Annotated in this window: 13 protein-coding genes and 2 pseudogenes; 4 read left to right on the forward strand and 11 right to left on the reverse strand. The window is 60.4% G+C overall.

Going from position 1 to position 15,306, the window contains the following annotated elements; translation table 11 throughout:
* Nucleotides 1-246 precede the first annotated feature (246 nt).
* Complete coding sequence (gene solA, locus ACIPIZ_RS00610) at nucleotides 247-1,425, forward strand: N-methyl-L-tryptophan oxidase (protein ID WP_064389958.1); 1,179 nt, start codon at nucleotides 247-249, stop codon at nucleotides 1,423-1,425.
* Nucleotides 1,422-2,201, forward strand: coding sequence for a MetQ/NlpA family ABC transporter substrate-binding protein (locus tag ACIPIZ_RS00615; RefSeq protein WP_122854761.1), 780 nt, complete (start codon nucleotides 1,422-1,424; stop codon nucleotides 2,199-2,201). The genes solA and ACIPIZ_RS00615 overlap by 4 nt, the downstream gene beginning before the upstream one ends.
* A 43-nt stretch (nucleotides 2,202-2,244) precedes the next feature.
* On the opposite strand, the gene ACIPIZ_RS00620 is transcribed toward ACIPIZ_RS00615, so the two are convergent.
* The 3 genes from ACIPIZ_RS00620 to ACIPIZ_RS00630 all read right to left on the reverse strand — a co-directional run bounded on the left by ACIPIZ_RS00620 (nucleotide 2,245) and on the right by ACIPIZ_RS00630 (nucleotide 4,957).
* A complete protein-coding gene (locus ACIPIZ_RS00620) occupies nucleotides 2,245-3,147 on the reverse strand; it encodes a bestrophin family protein (RefSeq protein WP_150648013.1) in 903 nt (300 codons plus the stop codon).
* 100 nt (nucleotides 3,148-3,247) lie between these two features.
* Nucleotides 3,248-4,297 (reverse strand): acyltransferase family protein, encoded by a 1,050-nt coding sequence (locus ACIPIZ_RS00625; RefSeq protein WP_401163288.1) that lies wholly within the window; start codon nucleotides 4,295-4,297, stop codon nucleotides 3,248-3,250.
* 123 nt (nucleotides 4,298-4,420) lie between these two features.
* Complete coding sequence (locus tag ACIPIZ_RS00630) at nucleotides 4,421-4,957, reverse strand: family 16 glycosylhydrolase (RefSeq protein ID WP_253483864.1); 537 nt, start codon at nucleotides 4,955-4,957, stop codon at nucleotides 4,421-4,423.
* A 184-nt stretch (nucleotides 4,958-5,141) separates the two neighbouring features.
* On the opposite strand from ACIPIZ_RS00630, the pseudogene ACIPIZ_RS00635 reads away from it, so the two are divergent.
* Nucleotides 5,142-5,870, forward strand: a pseudogene (locus tag ACIPIZ_RS00635) (NAD-dependent epimerase/dehydratase family protein); the annotation flags it as partial.
* Between the two features lie 115 nt (nucleotides 5,871-5,985).
* On the opposite strand, the gene ACIPIZ_RS00640 reads toward ACIPIZ_RS00635, so the two are convergent.
* The 4 genes and pseudogenes from ACIPIZ_RS00640 to ACIPIZ_RS00655 form a co-directional block, all read right to left on the reverse strand.
* Nucleotides 5,986-6,984, reverse strand: a complete 999-nt coding sequence (locus ACIPIZ_RS00640; RefSeq protein ID WP_122661998.1) for an NADP-dependent oxidoreductase — start codon at nucleotides 6,982-6,984, stop codon at nucleotides 5,986-5,988.
* A gap of 46 nt (nucleotides 6,985-7,030) precedes the next feature.
* Nucleotides 7,031-7,312 (reverse strand): annotated as a pseudogene (locus ACIPIZ_RS00645) (alpha/beta fold hydrolase); the annotation flags it as partial.
* Between the two features lie 175 nt (nucleotides 7,313-7,487).
* Complete coding sequence (locus tag ACIPIZ_RS00650; RefSeq protein ID WP_401163290.1) at nucleotides 7,488-8,276, reverse strand: SDR family NAD(P)-dependent oxidoreductase; 789 nt, start codon at nucleotides 8,274-8,276, stop codon at nucleotides 7,488-7,490.
* Between the two features lie 38 nt (nucleotides 8,277-8,314).
* On the reverse strand, nucleotides 8,315-9,415 hold the full coding sequence (locus ACIPIZ_RS00655) for an alkene reductase (protein ID WP_064389978.1): 1,101 nt from the start codon (nucleotides 9,413-9,415) through the stop codon (nucleotides 8,315-8,317).
* Nucleotides 9,416-9,564: 149 nt separating this feature from the next.
* Between ACIPIZ_RS00655 and ACIPIZ_RS00660 the strand changes: the two genes are divergently transcribed.
* The gene (locus tag ACIPIZ_RS00660; RefSeq protein WP_205895497.1) at nucleotides 9,565-10,152 is read left to right on the forward strand and encodes a TetR family transcriptional regulator; all 588 of its coding nucleotides are present in this window, start codon (nucleotides 9,565-9,567) and stop codon (nucleotides 10,150-10,152) included.
* A 9-nt stretch (nucleotides 10,153-10,161) separates the two neighbouring features.
* Here the strand turns inward: ACIPIZ_RS00660 and ACIPIZ_RS00665 are convergent, their stop codons facing one another.
* Genes ACIPIZ_RS00665 through ACIPIZ_RS00680 form a run of 4 tightly spaced genes read right to left on the reverse strand, consistent with a single transcriptional unit; the run spans nucleotide 10,162 to nucleotide 15,256 of the window.
* Nucleotides 10,162-11,166 carry an XdhC family protein gene (locus ACIPIZ_RS00665; protein ID WP_401163293.1) on the reverse strand — a complete coding sequence of 335 codons (1,005 nt, stop codon included), beginning with the start codon at nucleotides 11,164-11,166 and terminating at the stop codon, nucleotides 10,162-10,164.
* A gap of 12 nt (nucleotides 11,167-11,178) precedes the next feature.
* Nucleotides 11,179-12,531 carry a c-type cytochrome gene (locus ACIPIZ_RS00670; protein ID WP_401163296.1) on the reverse strand — a complete coding sequence of 451 codons (1,353 nt, stop codon included), beginning with the start codon at nucleotides 12,529-12,531 and terminating at the stop codon, nucleotides 11,179-11,181.
* 17 nt (nucleotides 12,532-12,548) lie between these two features.
* Complete coding sequence (locus ACIPIZ_RS00675) at nucleotides 12,549-14,801, reverse strand: molybdopterin cofactor-binding domain-containing protein (RefSeq protein ID WP_401163298.1); 2,253 nt, start codon at nucleotides 14,799-14,801, stop codon at nucleotides 12,549-12,551.
* Nucleotides 14,801-15,256, reverse strand: coding sequence for a (2Fe-2S)-binding protein (locus ACIPIZ_RS00680; protein ID WP_007915396.1), 456 nt, complete (start codon nucleotides 15,254-15,256; stop codon nucleotides 14,801-14,803). Before ACIPIZ_RS00680 ends, ACIPIZ_RS00675 begins: the two co-directional genes overlap by 1 nt.
* Nucleotides 15,257-15,306 lie beyond the last annotated feature (50 nt).

Below are 15,306 nucleotides of genomic sequence, written 5' to 3' on the forward strand. Positions count from 1 at the left end.
ATGTCTGTCGAAATGCACACAAAAATCACGGTTCTGGCAGATTTGTTGTGAGTTGTGACAGGTGTCTGAGGTCGTGTCCTCAGGCGTAAATCATTTTCTTCGGGTTGTAAATGCGACGAATAACCGCCCAATGGACCGAGACAGAGCGGTCAGCGGATGCGTCGAGCTATATGGATATGCTTTTTTAATCTTGGAATTCGCCGTGTTTTACCGCTCAACTGGCGCCTTTTTGATAGGTGGCTATTGATGTCCGAGCGATGTGAGGTGGTGGTTCTGGGCTTGGGTGCCATGGGCGCGGCCACGGTTTATCAGTTGGCGAAAGCGGGGGTGAATGTCGTCGGCATCGATCGGCATCACCCGCCGCACAACCTCGGCTCCAGCCACGGCGATACGCGCATTACCCGGCTTTCGGTCGGAGAAGGCGCGCAATATGTGCCCATTGTGCGCAACTCACATCGCATCTGGCGTGAACTTGAGGCGCTGACCGGCGAGTCTTTGTTCGAGCAATCGGGCCTGTTGGTGCTGACGTCGAGCGCCGAGTACGATCCTGAAGATCCATCCGACTTCACCTTGCGCACCATCGGCCTGGCGCAGACTTACGGCATCGAGCACGAAGTCCTGTCCGCCGAGCAGATTCGCCAGCGCTTCCCGCAATTCGCCAACGTGCACGACTCGGCCATCGGCTATTTCGAACCGGGTGGCGGCTTTGTGCGCCCGGAGCGCTGCATCGATGTGCAGCTCAAACTGGCCGAGCAACACGGTGCGACGCTCTACAAAGGCGAGACCGTCACCGGGATCAGCTCGAACGAGGAGGGTGTCACGGTCACCACGGACCGGCGCACGCTGTTTGCCAACAAACTGGTGATCAGCGCGGGCAACTGGAACGGCGAGTGGCTCGGTGAGCCGTATGAGAACCTGCTGAGTGTTTACCGGCAAAAGCTGTTCTGGTTCGAACTGGAAGAGAACGCCGGACTGGTCGGCCACTCACCGACGTTCATCTTCACCCACGGCCGCGGCGACGACAAAATCAACTACGGTTTCCCCGCGTTACCCGGCGAAAGCAGCATGAAAATCGCCACCGCGCAGTACCACACCTCAACGTCAGCGCAGGCCATCGACCGTACGGTTTCAGCGGCCGAAGCGCAGGACATGTATGAGCACCAGGTGCACAACCGCATCGCTGGCGTGACCGCGAAAGTCGTCAAGTCCGCCGTCTGTGCCTACACCGTGACCCCGGATCGCCATTTCATCATCGACGAGCATCCGTCGCTGCAACACACCCTGTTCGTCTCGGCCTGCTCCGGGCACGGCTTCAAGCATTCCGCCGCGCTCGGCGAAGCCTTTGCCCAGTGGTGCATGCGCGGCTCGAGCGACCTGGATCTGACCTCTTTCTCCCTGAAACGCTTCGAAGGAAAACTATCGTGAAACGCGTCGCGCTCTCCGTAGCACTGCTGGTCGCCGCCCTGGGCAATGCCTATGCCGAAACCCTGAAAATCGCCGTGGTGCCTGTGCCCCACGCCGAAATCCTCGAGTTTTTGAAACCGGAGCTGGCCAAGGAAGGGGTGACGCTGGATGTCAAAGTCTTCTCGGACTACATCCAGCCCGACCGGCAGACTGATGAAGGCTTGCTCGACGCCAATTACTTCCAGAGCAAACCGTATTACGAGGCCTACAAAAAAGACCGCCCGAGCAGCGATCAAGTGCCGATTGTGGCCGTGCACATCGAACCGTTCGGCGCCTATTCGAAGAAGATCAAAAACATAAGCGAACTCAAGGATGGCGCGACCATTGCCATTCCCAACGACCCGACCAACTCCGGCCGTGCGCTGCTGCTGATCGCCAAACAAGGCCTGATCACCCTGAAGGATCCCGACAACATCATGGCCACGCGCCTGGACATCGTCAGCAACCCCAAGCATCTGAAGTTTCAGGAACTCGAAGCGGCGATGTTGCCGCGGGTGTTGAATCAGGTCGACATGGCGTTGATCAACGCCAACTACGCGCTGGAAGCCAAACTGGTGCCGCACAAAGACGCGCTGTTTATCGAAAGTTCGGAGTCGCCGTACGCCAATTACCTGTACGTGCGTCGCGACAAGGCCAATGCGCCGGCGGTGCAGAAGCTCGGCGCGCTGCTTAATTCACCGCAAGTGAAGCAGTTCATTCTTGAGCGTTATCACGGCGACGTGGTGCCGGCGTTCTGACTCCGTCGGGAGCCGGCAGAAATGCTGACGGCTCCCGACATCTTCAAGCGTTCTCTTCAATCCGGCGCACGTCACCCAAAGAGTCACGCTGCATTGACTGCAGGTTCTTCTCGATGGTTTCGCACAACGCTTCCATCTGAATCTGGTGTTCGCTGTGGCGAAACGGGCTTTGCAGATCGGTGCCGATGCGTTCGATGGCCAGCAGCATGAAGCCGACCACGGTCGAGGCCAGCGGCGTAAACCAACCCAGTGACTCGACCAGGCCGATCGGCACGATCAGGCAGAACAGCGAAATAAACAGTCGTGGGAAATACACGTAAGGGTAGGGCAGCGGCGTATTGGCAATCCGCTCCATGCCGCCCTGGCTGTTGGACAGGTCCACTAATGTCGACTCAAGCCGCGCTAGGCGAATGCTGTCCAGGCGCCCGGCCTTGTATTCCCGAGCCAGCAAGGTCGCTGACCCGGTTAGGATATCGTTGGCAAAGTTATTGGTGGTGCCACTGCGGGCGAATTCATTGGCGGGAATGAAGGCGCGGACCTCCTCAGGACAAGGCTGGCCTTGCAGATGCGCCGCGAGGCAATTCACGTAGGCGACGTGGCGGCGCAACAGGGTCGACTTGACCGGATTGACCTCGCCATCGGGATCATCCAGCAGCGTCAGCACCTGGCGAGCGAAGCTGCGCGAATTGTTGATCATCGAACCCCACAACGTGCGTGCTTCCCACCAGCGGTTGTAAGCGCTGCTGTTGCGGAAACTGATCAGCACGATCAATGCCGAACCCAATAACGTCAGGGGCATCAATGGCAGATTCAGCTTGGCGTTGAGGAACAGCATGAAGTCGACGGTGACGGCGATGTCCCAGAGCAGCAGCCAGAACAACGCCCAGCCGACATAACCCAGAGTCTTGATGATCAAACGGTATTTTCTGACGATGGCTGCTTTCAAACGGAAACCTCGTGGTGAGCGGTAAGCGATAACGCCTTAGCTCGGACGCTGTTTTCGGGGGAAAGGTTCGCTAAATCGCTTCAGCTTTCGTCGCCACGGGCTAATTAGCCCGGAGACGATTGAAGGAAAATGACAGGGACCTTTTCATTAGTCTGGCCATCGGCGTTTCGATATTTTCGTGAATGACATAGGACGCCGCGATCATCAAAGCCACGGTGCCCCACAGCAGCAGGTGCGCATTCACCCCCGGATAGGCCATGTTGAAGATGATGAAACCGATCATTTGATGGAGCAGGTACAGCGGGTAGGTGAGGGCTCCCAGGGACGTCCAGTTCATTTCTCCGATGGCCGCTGTTTTGTTGGTTGCGATCAACAGGAAGGTCATGAAGAACACGATTATCACGCTGCCGATGATCGAGGGATCGTATTGCGTTGCATATTTGCTTTCGATCGACTCGGCCCAGGTAATGGCGGTGAAGGTGGCCAAGGCCAATGCGCCCGCCACCAGGGCGATGCGGGGTTTTGTCATACCCTTTGCCCAGATCAGGTAGAACGTGGCACCGGCGATAAAGTAGGCCGCGTAATCGGTGATGAGTATCGAGCGCAGCTTTTCAAAAGCGAGCACTTCCGCTGTGTCCGACACCAGCAGCCAGAGCACCAGGCAGGGTTCGATTTTGTCTATTTTCTTCAAGGCCAGGAGAATCGAGATCATCAGGTAGAACTTGATCTCTACAAACAGTGACCAATACACGCCGTCGATGGGCGGGACGCCGAGCAGGTCGCCAAGGAACGTCATGTTGATCAGGTATTGATAAAGATCAGCGCTGAATCTGGGCTGCCCGAAAGCCAGTGTGATCAAAAACGTGAGCGTGCAGCACACCCAGAACGCCGGGCACAGGCGCACCACGCGGGAGATGAAAAACACCTGCAGATTGTTGCTCGAAGCGGTCATCAGGATGACAAATCCGCTGATCATGAAAAACAGTTCCACGCCCAGGTAACCGTACTTGGCCACCTCGGCCAGCAGCGGATAGGGCATGACCGACATGTCGCCCCGCGCATAGCCGCGAAACGCGTAGTGAAAAATCACCACGGCGAGGGCTGCGAGGAAACGCAGCAAATCCAGCTCCTTCAGTCGTCGGTTGTTCATGTATGGGCGCTCCGGAGGTGTTAGCGCTGATCGAGAACTGACGACTCTGCCGAGTGAAATTCGACCCAAGGCGCAAGCTATGGCAGCAGGAGGGCGTCGACTGTCCCTGGCTTGTTGTGACGGTTATGGACCGCGTTGCCACATGCGGATGTAGTCGACCTCGAAGGTGGACGGCAGATCAGCGTCATCGACCACGCCGAACCATTTCCACATGGCCTCACTGTCAAAGACGATTTGCATCGGGAAGAAGAAGTGGCGGTTCTTCGATTCCCTGACCAGCACGCCATCGACGTACCAGCGCAGGGTGTCGGGCTGCCAGTCGAAGCCGTAGACATGAAAGTCACTGGCCAGGCGCCAGGGGCTGATCCAGGTGCTGCCGTTGGCGATATGTTCTTTACTGTGCGGCGTTGCCCATAGGTGGGCATTCATATTGTAAGAACGGTCCGAGGCTGCGCCTTTGGTTTTACCGCCAATTTCAAAGATATCGATTTCAGTGGCGTTGTCCGTGAAGCCCGTCCACGCCAGCCAGAACGCGCTCGACGCTGCGGAGTTCATCGGTTTGGCGCGTGCTTCGTAGTAACCGTAGAAACCGCGTTCACGGGTACGGACCATGGCTGAGGTGTAATCCTTGAAGCCAAGCTCGACGTACTTCTGCGGCAAGGTTTCCTTGCGAAAGACAATGTTCAGGTGGCCGTTGCTGACGCTGGCATTGCGTGGGGTGAACAGCGCCGGTTTGCGCCCGAGCGATTCGTTGCCGATGGCATTGTTGACGTGCCATCGCGCGGGGTCGAGGCTGCTGCCGTTGAAGTCGTCGGACAGCGTCGTGTTGAATGCCCAGCGCCCGGCCGCTCAGGCGGGTGTGCGCTATTCACTCGACAATCCGGATGCCTATGCGCAATCGAATCTGTTGGGCTTCCTCAATGTGCTGGAAGCCTGCCGGCACTATCCACCCGCGCACCTGATCTACGCGTCGAGCAGTTCAGTGTACGGCGCCAACAGCAAGCTGCCGTACAGCGTCGATGACGCGGTCGAGCATCCGGTGTCGCTGTATGCCGCCACCAAACGCGCGAATGAATTGCTTGCCGACAGCTACTGCCATCTCTATGGCCTGAAGGCCAGCGGGCTGCGGTTTTTTACCGTCTATGGGCCATGGGGCCGACCGGACATGGCGTTGTTCAAGTTCACTGAAGCGATCCTTCAGGGGCGTCCAATTGATATTTATAACCAGGGCCAGATGGCGCGGGACTTTACATACGTCGATGACGTTGTCGAAAGCATCGTCCGCCTGTGCCCGAAGCCGCCAACGCCCGACAAAGACGCCCAAGGCAGTCACCGGATTTTCAACCTCGGGCGTGGCAGGCCGATCGCGCTGCTGGATTTTGTCGACTGCCTGGAGACGGCATTGGGCATAAATGCTCAGCGCAATTTGTTACCGATGCAGGCAGGCGATGTCGTCAAGACCTGGGCTGATGTTTCGGCGCTGGCAGACTGGATCGGGTTTTCGCCGCAGGTGGAGGTTAAAACCGGTGTGGAGCAGTTTGTACGCTGGTATCGCGAGTATTATCGGGTGTGAGTAATCCGGTGGGGAGTGGCCAGAGCAACTGCCATCTCGGGCGCGACGCCGGGTCGGGCGCCTTAAAAGGCGCCTTTTTTTATGCATTCGCGCTTTTCATCAATAGGCAGCGTCTTCATTTGATCGAAACAACAACCTTGCCCTTGGCGCGTCCCTGCTCGACGTATTTCAGCGCCTCTGCCGCTGATTCAAAGGGGAACGCTTGATCAATCACCGGATTGATGATGCCGGCTTCTACCAGCGCTCTGATGTGTTGCAGTTGGGCGCCGTTGGCGCGCATGAACACGAACGTGTACCTGACGTCTTGCTTGCGTGCCTTGCGCCGAATGCCGAGGCTCAGCAGACGCATGACCTGCTGCAAAGGCCAGGACAAGCCTTGTTCTTTTGCGAATTGCGCGGTGGGTGGCCCGGAGATGGAAATCAGCTGGCCACCGGGCTTGAGTACCTTGAGTGATTTCTCCAGGACATCGGCGCCGACGCTGTTCAACACCACGTCGTAGCCGTGCAGGACATTTTCGAAGTTGTGCTTTTTGTAGTCGATGACCACGTCAGCCCCCAACGCCTTGACCCATTCGACATTTGCGGTGCTGGTGGTTGTGGCGACAAAGGCACCGAGGTGTTTGGCAAGCTGAATGGCAACGCTGCCGACGCCGCCGGAGCCCGCGTGAATCAGCACCTTCTGGCCCTGTTGCAGGCGGGCGGTGTCGACCAGCACTTGCCAGGCAGTCAGTGCCACCAAGGGCAGGGATGCGGCTTGCGCCATGCTGGTGTTGCGTGGTTTCAGGGCGATCGCATTTTCGTCCACGGCGATCCACTCGGCGAAGGTGCCGATTCGCGCTTGCGGCGGGCGAGCGTACACCTCGTCTCCGGGTTTGAAGCGTGTCACTTGCGAGCCGACCTCAGTCACCACGCCTGCCAGATCGTTGCCCAGAATCAATGGAAACGAGTAGGGCAGGATCAGCTTGAATTCGCCTGTGCTGATCTTCGAGTCCAGCACGTTGACACTGCTGGCATGGACCTCGATCAATACGTCGTGAGGACCCACTGCAGGGGCTGGCGCTTCGCCGAGGCGTCCGGGGTGCCTGCCATAGCGATCAATCAGAAAGGCTTTCATCGAGGTGCGGCTCTTGTCGGTTGAAGGGAGGGTAGCCGGGGCGTGGTCAGGCATCGAGGAACGCCTGCGCCTTGGCCACAAAATCAACGTGGTGCTGGAAAATCCCGCCGTGACCGGCATCCTGATAAATCACCAACTCTGCGTTGGGGATACGCCTGGCCAGTTCAAACGAATTGACGCTGGGCACCATGATGTCGGTGTCGCCGTTGACGACCAGCGTTGGTGCCCGCAAGCGTCCAAGGTCTTGCGGCGGCTGTTTGCCCCATGCGGTGATCGCTTTCAACTGGCGCAGGAAAGCGCGGGGCGTCGGGCCTTGGTCGCGATAGGCAAAGCGAACGCCGTTTGCGGTGACGGACTGGTTTGCCGCGTCGATGAATGACGTTGGCGAACCCGAAGGGGGATTTGTCTGTATTGAATTCATGACTACTCCGGATTGCAGGACGGATTCGATGCAATGCCTTGTGCTTGCATCGAATCCGCCGCACATGCTCGCTCCCTGAAGATCAGTCAGGCGTCTGGTAGCGCTGGGCAACCGCTGACTGGCGGATTTGCCCCAGCAGGCCCTGACGCGCGTTCTGCAAATCGTCCCAGCGTTGCGCTTCGTGCAGCGGCGGGATGGTGACCGGTTCGCGACGATCGAAACCGACCAGGGCAGCATCCACCAGATCGCCCACTTCCATGATTTCGCTCAGGGTATTGATGTCGACGCCGGAGCGATCCCAGATTTCCGTGCGCGTGGCCGCCGGCAGCACGGCCTGCACGTAGACGCCCTGAGGCGACAGCTCCAGGCTCAAACCTTGGGACAGGAACAGCACGAATGCCTTGGTCGCACCGTAGACCGTCATGCCGAATTCCGGAGCGAGGCCCACCACCGAGCCGATGTTGATGATCGCACCGTCACCGGCCTTGGCCAGGCGTGGCGCGATGGCGCTGGCGAGCCGCACCAGCGCGGTGGTGTTGAGGGCGACCAGTTGCGCCACTTTGTCCGTGCTTTGCTCGACAAAATGGCCGGACAACGCGGCGCCAGCGTTATTGACGAGGATGCCGATGCGGGCGTCGTCGCGCAGGCGGGTTTCCAGCGTTGTCAGGTCGCCAGGTTGGGTCAGATCCGCCGGGATCACATCGACGGCGACGTCATGCTCGCTGCGCAAGCGCGCGGCCAGTGCATCCAGACGCGCCTGATCGCGGGCGACCAGCACCAGATCGTGACCGCGTTGCGCAAAGCGCTCAGCGTAGACCGCGCCAATGCCGGTGGAGGCGCCAGTGATCAGAACAGTAGGGCGAGTGCTCATGGGTATCTCTCTTTCAGGACGTTAGAAACAGAACGCGTTCAGCTTGCGCTGACGCTCGATTCAGCCAGTGTCGGGTAATCGATGTAGCCTGCCGCGCCGCCGCCATAGAGGGTGGCGGGATTGAACGCGGACAACGGCGCGCCATGTTTCAGGCGCTCCACCAGATCCGGATTGCCAATGAACGGACGACCGAAGGCAATCAGGTCGGCCTGGTCTTCAGTGAGCTTCGACGTCGCCAGATCGAGGTCATAGCCGTTGTTGGCGATGTAGGTGTTTTTGAAGCGCTGGCGCAGGGCGGCGAAATCGAAGGGCGCCACGTCACGCGGGCCGCCGGTCGCGCCTTCGACCACATGCAGGTAAACCACGCCGAGGACGTCGAGTTGTTCGACGAGGTAATCGAATTGCGCCTGCGGATCGCTGCTGGAAACGCCATTGGCCGGCGACACCGGTGACAGGCGCACGCCGGTGCGGTCTGCACCGATCTCACTGACTACCGCCGCCGTCACTTCGAGCAATAGCCGCGCGCGATTTTCAATCGAGCCGCCGTAAGCATCAGTGCGCAGATTGGCGTTGTCCTTGAGGAATTGATCGAGCAGGTAGCCGTTGGCACCGTGAATTTCCACGCCATCGAAGCCCGCGGCGATCGCGTTGGCTGCCGCCTGACGGAAGTCGTTGACGATGCCCGGCAGTTCGCTGCTGTCCAGTGCGCGCGGCTCGGAGACGTCTTCGAAACGGTTGTTGACGAACACTTTGGTAGCGGCGCGCAGCGCAGAAGGGGCCACCGGGGCGGCGCCGTTTTCTTGCAGGTCAACGTGCGAGACGCGGCCGACATGCCACAGTTGCAGAAAGATTTTTCCGCCCTGGGCATGCACCGCATCGGTCACGGTGCGCCAGCCGTCGATCTGTGCCGGCGTGTAGATCCCCGGGGTGTCCTGATAACCCTGGCCCTGTCGAGAGATCTGCGTGGCTTCGCTGATCAGCAAACCGGCGCTGGCACGCTGGCTGTAATAGGTCGCCGCGAATTCGCTGGGGACGAAATCTTGACCAGCGCGATTGCGTGTCAGCGGCGCAAGAACGACGCGGTTCGACAGCGTGAGATTGCCCAGCGTGTATGGGGAGAACAGGGTTTGCTCGGTCATCTGATGTTTCTTCCGTGCCCGTTAATGAAGATCGATGGTGCGAGCAATTAGGATGATGATCGAAATCTAAACTGTCAACGGTTTTGATTATGGCCAACATCTATGTATCATCGGACCCAGGATTTCCCCGGTAACACGAGGTATTGCACGTGAGAGTGACCAAGGCCCAGGCGCAGGCCAATCGAGAGCACATCGTTGAAACCGCCTCAGAGCTGTTCCGTGAGCGCGGCTTTGACGGCGTCGGTGTGGCCGATCTCATGGCAGCCGCCGGTTTTACCCATGGCGGTTTCTACAAACACTTCGGGTCGAAGGCCGACCTGATGGCCGAAGCCTCGGCGTGCAGTCTGGGCAAATCGCTGACCGGCGCTCAGGCACTGGATGTTCCGGGCTTCATCAACGTCTACGTGAACAGAGAGCATCGCGACGGACGTGGCGACGGTTGCACCATGGCCGCGCTGGGCGGCGACGCGGCGCGCCAGTCGGATGAGGTGAGAGCGACGTTTGCCGAGGGCATTGAGCAAACCCTGCAGACACTGGGGGACAAATACCCGACGGCGCCGGAGGCCGAGGCGGGTGAGGGGCGCAAGAAGATGATTGACCTGCTGTCGCGGGCCGTCGGCGCGATTATCCTGTCGCGTGCCTGCCCGGATGATTCCGCGCTGGCAGACGAGATTCTTGAAGTGTGCCGCGCGCAAATGCTCGCTTCGTTGCCGGCCGATAACGCCGACGCAGAGTAGCAGCGCGGCTCACTCTGTCAGCGCTTTGGCCTTGGCAATGGAAAACGCTTGCGGCAGGCTCGCGCCATTCTTCGCCGCAAGAATCTCGGCCATCACGCTAACGGCGATTTCCGCAGGTGTCTTGCTGCCAATGTAGAGGCCGATCGGCCCGTGCAGGCGTTCAAGCGACGCCTCGGTTTCACCAAAATGCTCGATCAGGCGTTCGCGGCGCAGTTGGCTGTTGCGCCGCGAGCCGATCGCACCGATGTAGAACGCCGGACCGTGCAGCGCTTCGAGCAGGGCCAGATCGTCGAGTTTGGGGTCATGACTCAACGCGACGATGCAGGTGCGCAGATCGACCGCGAAGTCGCGGACCACGTCGTCCGGCATGCCGACGATGCGCTCCACGCCATCGACCGCCCAGGTTTCGATGTACTCGGGACGCGGGTCGCACACCGCCACTTTGAAACCGTTGAACAAGGCCATGGTCGCCAGATACTCGGCCAACGCGCCGGCACCGATCATCAACATCCGATAGCCCGGCCCCAGAGTGTTGAGCATCTGCGCGCCATCGAAACTGAATTGTTCCGGCGTCGCGGTCGGTTCGAGCATCACCTGACCGGACTCCAACGCCACACGCCGACGCACCAATTGCCCGGCATCCAGTTGCACCAGCAACGCGTCAAGCGACTGCCACGCCGGGTTGAACTCAAGGATCAGTTCCAGCGTGCCACCGCACGGCAAGCCGAAGCGATGCGCTTCATCGGCACTGACGCCATAGCGCACCACTTGCGGTGCGCTGTCGCTAAAAGCGCTGCCGCCATGGGCCGTGGTGTAGCGATGGATCAGATCATCCTCAATGCAGCCGCCGGACACGCTGCCCACCACGCGACCATCGTCACGCAACGCCATCATCGAACCCGTCGGACGCGGTGAAGAGCCCCAGGTGCGCGCCACCGTAGCGAGCAACACACGCTCGCCAGCGGCAAGCCAGTCCCGCGCTGTGCGCAGGACCAGCAAGTCGATGCTTTCCATCAAAACCTCCTCTTAGCGCATCTGCAGAATGATCGGACTGCTGCTGGCCGGATCAGTATGTTCACGCAGTTTGCCCACCGCCTGCACATCGACCGCACCGCCCTGATTACCCCAAGTGCTGCGCATGAACGTCAGCACTTCGGCGATCTGCTGATCCGACAGCTGTTCACGGAAGGCCGGCATGCGATAGGCATCCGGCACGCCAGCCGCGACGACACGCTGCGAGCCATTGAGGGTGATGTTGATCGCCGAGGCGCTTTCCTTGGCCAGTGCAGAAGTCGCGCCGGCCAGCGGCGGCATCCATTCAGGTTGACCCTTGCCGTCGAGACCGTGGCAGGAAGCACAGCGCGCCACGTAGGTATGAGCACCGGGCGAGTCCAGACGTTGCGCTGCCGAAACCGCTTGGTACTGCCAAGGTGCGCCATCCCGTTCGCGATCCCCGGGAAGCGACTTCAGGTAGTGGGCAATCGCGCTCAAATCATCATCGCTCATGAACTGCGTGGAGTTGTTGAACGCCTCAGTCATCGAGCCGTAGACCACCGCGTGTTTATTGCGACCGGTCTTGAGGAACTGCACGATCTCCGGTTCGCTCCAGCGGCCCAGGCCAGTGTTGTGATCATCACGCAGGCTCGGTGCGTACCAGCCATCGAGCAAAGCACCAGCGAGGTATGGCTTACCGGCCTCATCCAGTGCCTTCTCGTTGAACGCCAAACCGCGCGGCGTATGGCAACTGCCGCAGTGCCCGGCGCCCTGAACGAGGTAAGCGCCACGGTTCCATTGTTCATCCTGCGACGGTTTCGCCGCATACGGCTCGGCGTCGACAAACACGCCATTCCACAGTGCAATCGGCCAGCGCAGGTTCAGCGGAAAAGGAATCACGCTGGGGATGTTCGCCTGTTTCACCGGCGCCACGCCTTTCATGAAGAACGCATACAGCGCGCGCACGTCATCGTCACTGAGCTTGGCGTAGGACGGGTAGGGCATCGCCGGATACAGACGGCGACTGTCGGGCGCCACGCCGTGGCGCACCGCTCGGTCGAAGTCCGCCAGGCTGTAGTGGCCGATGCCGGTCTCCGTGTCCGGGGTGATATTGGTCGCATGGATTGAGCCCAGCGGCGTGGCCATTTCCAGGCCGCCGGCGAATGGCGCGCCACCCGGCACGCTGTGACAGGCCACACAATCACTGAGCCTGGCGACGTATTCGCCACGCGCGACCAGTGCCGGGTCGATATCGGCCACGGCGATCTGATGGGTTTCAAGGCGCGAGACGGGCTCGCGGGTGACATACCAGGCCAGCAGGCCTGCCGCGACCAGGCACGGCAATGCCAGCCAGCCAGCGGTTCTTGCGAATCGGCTGTTGTTCATGGACGCTCCGGCGCTGATCAAGTGAAGGTGTGTCGGCTCATGGGCAGGCTGCGCACCCGCTGACCGGTTAGTGCTGCCACCGCGTTAGCGACGGCGGGCGCGACCGCTGGCAACGGCGGTTCACCGATGCCACCCATTTTTTCCCCGCTCTCGACCACACGCACATGGACCCGAGCCATCCGCGCAGGCGGCAGGATCTGATACAAGTCGTAGTTGCGCGCCCGGGGTTTACCATCAATCCACACGGCTTCTTCCACCAGGGTTTGCGACAGTCCCAGCGCCACGGCGCCATTGACCTGAGCCTCGACGATTGCCGGGTTGACGATGCTGCCCGGGTCAATCGCCTGCCAGATGTCGTGCACCTTGACCTGACCGTTCTCGATGGACACCTCGGCGATCACCGCCGTCTCTGTACCGAATGGCGAAGCCATGGCCACGCCGCGCGCACGTTTGCTGCCATCCTCGGCGGTAAAGGGCCCGCGCTTCCAGCCGCCCGACAGTTCACCGACCGCTTGCAGCAAAGTGGTCAGGCGTTTGTTGTCGCGCAGCAAATGCAGACGCAGGTCGAACGGGTCTTTGCCGCCCTTGTCGGCCAGTTCATCGAGGAACGATTCATAAAAGAAGTCGTTGAGCGAATTGCCCACCGAACGCCAGTAACCGAGCATCGCCGGGCCTTTGGCGTAGATCTGCGCGATGCGTTTGTTGGGGATCGCGTAGGATTTGCCTGACAACCCTTCCAGCGCCGTCGGGTCGAGTTTTTCACCCTGCTTGCCGGCGAGGGCTTCGGTCGGGCCTTCGGTGGCACTGATCGCTTCGATTGCCAGCGGCCAGCCATCACTGTCCAGCGCGGCACGGAAGTTCACCGCAGCCACGGGACGGAGCACGTCACGCAGGAACTCTTCCTCGCGACTCCAGATCAGCTTGACCGGACGGCCAACGGCCTTGGACAGCGCAATCGCCTGCGGATAGGGACTGGCCGAGTCGTAGAGAAAATGCCGGCCGAAGAACCCGCCCAGCAGCGGCGAATGCAAGGTGATGCGCGACGGGTCCAGCCCTGTGCGTTTGGCGATGTCGGCGCGGAACATGTCCGGCGCCTGATTCGGCAACCAGACTTCCAGCGAACTGTCCGGGTTGAATCGGGCCAGTGCCGAAGGAGGTTCCAGTTGGCCGTGGTTCAGGTATTGATTGTGGTAAGTGGCGTCGATCCGCGTCTTGGTTTCCTTGAGAATCGCCGCCACGTCGCCTTCATGTTCATCATCTTTGGCCGGGCCTTTATCTTCAGCAAGGCGCTTGAACCAGCCATCGCTGGAAAAGTCGGCGGGCATCGGCCGCACTTTGCTCTCAGCCGTTGGTTCTTGCCAGTCGACCTGAATCGCCTCGACCGCACGTTTGGCGTGCCACCAGCGCTCGGCGACTACCGCCACGGCACCCGGCAGACGGTGCACGGAATGCACGCCTTTCATTGCCTTGACCTGCTCTTCGTTGCGCAGGTTGCCCACGGTCATGCCCAGGCGCGGGGCATGTTGCACGGCAGCATGGAGCATGTCGTCGACTTTGAGATCAATGCTGTACAGCGCTTTGCCCGTGGATTTGTCGTAGGCATCGAGGCGCTTCACCGGTTTGCCGATCCAGCGGAACTGGCTCGGATCACGCAGTTTCACAGTGGCCGGATCGGGAACCGGCAGATCCATCGCGCGCTCGGCCAGTTCACCGTAAGCCAGCGAGCGCCCCGACTTGGCATGTACAACCTTGCCAGGTTCGGTGCTCAACTCGCTCACCGGCACGCCAAGTTGCTGCGCGCCCGCCTGCAATAACATGGCGCGGGCGAGGGCGCCAAGGCGGCGCATCACCGGGTAACTCATGCGCACCGACATGCTGCCGCCGGTGATGCGCATGCCGTTTTCCAACACCACATAGGCCTCGCCGGGCGGTGCGGCTTCGACCAGAAAGGTCGATGGATCGGCATCCAGCTCTTCACCGACGATTTGCGCCATCGCGGTGAACGTGCCTTGCCCGCCTTCCATGAACGGGCAGAGCAGACGCACGCGGTTGTCCGGGCGGATCTCGAGAAACGCCGGCACCTGCGTGCCGCGTTCGGCCGTCGCCGCTGCAACGGCAGCTTGCACCCGCGTCGCACCCAGCGGCAGGCCGAAACCGAGGACCAGTGCGCCGACGGCGGTACCGGTGAGAAAACGTCTGCGCGATACATTGATCGGCTCGTGCAGATCCAGCACCGAGGCTTGCTGTGAAGGGTCGATTCGAACGTTCATCACGCGTCTCCCTTGCCGGCCAGCTCATGCACGGCAGCATGAATGGCGTTGTAGGTACCGCAGCGGCACAGGTTGACCATCGCCGCTTCGATCTGCGCATCACTCGGTTTGGGGTTTTGCTTGAGCAGCGCGGTGGCGGCCATCACCTGCCCGGACTGGCAGTAACCGCACTGGGCGACCTGCAGATCGACCCAGGTCGCGACCACCCGTTTGCCCACGTCATCGCTTTCGATAGCCTCAATGGTGGTGACCTCGCGGCCAACCACACCGGCCACCGGCGTGACGCACGAGCGCACCACATTGCCGTCCACCAGCACCGAGCAGGCGCCGCATTGCGCCAGCCCGCAGCCGTACTTGGTGCCGGTCATGCCCAGATCATCGCGGATCACCCACAGCAAGGGCGTATCGGCGTCGGCATCGACCTGATAGGTCTTCTGGTTGATTCGTAGTTCCATGGTTCACCCGCTGATCATCGGTTGACGTACATTGTTATGAGCGGTGACAC

This window comes from Pseudomonas sp. NPDC087690 (assembly GCF_044743175.1).
Taxonomy (GTDB): domain Bacteria; phylum Pseudomonadota; class Gammaproteobacteria; order Pseudomonadales; family Pseudomonadaceae; genus Aquipseudomonas.

Coding starts and splice junctions, on each gene's coding strand:
- ACIPIZ_RS00670 (WP_401163296.1), bottom strand. CDS start 12,531: ATGAACAACAGCCGATTCGCAAGAACCGCTGGCTGGCTGGCATTGCCG.
- ACIPIZ_RS00625 (WP_401163288.1), bottom strand. CDS start 4,297: ATGAACAACCGACGACTGAAGGAGCTGGATTTGCTGCGTTTCCTCGCA.
- ACIPIZ_RS00650 (WP_401163290.1), bottom strand. CDS start 8,276: ATGAGCACTCGCCCTACTGTTCTGATCACTGGCGCCTCCACCGGCATT.
- ACIPIZ_RS00665 (WP_401163293.1), bottom strand. CDS start 11,166: ATGGAAAGCATCGACTTGCTGGTCCTGCGCACAGCGCGGGACTGGCTT.
- ACIPIZ_RS00640 (WP_122661998.1), bottom strand. CDS start 6,984: ATGAAAGCCTTTCTGATTGATCGCTATGGCAGGCACCCCGGACGCCTC.
- ACIPIZ_RS00655 (WP_064389978.1), bottom strand. CDS start 9,415: ATGACCGAGCAAACCCTGTTCTCCCCATACACGCTGGGCAATCTCACG.
- ACIPIZ_RS00675 (WP_401163298.1), bottom strand. CDS start 14,801: ATGAACGTTCGAATCGACCCTTCACAGCAAGCCTCGGTGCTGGATCTG.
- solA (WP_064389958.1), top strand. CDS start 247: ATGTCCGAGCGATGTGAGGTGGTGGTTCTGGGCTTGGGTGCCATGGGC.
- ACIPIZ_RS00680 (WP_007915396.1), bottom strand. CDS start 15,256: ATGGAACTACGAATCAACCAGAAGACCTATCAGGTCGATGCCGACGCC.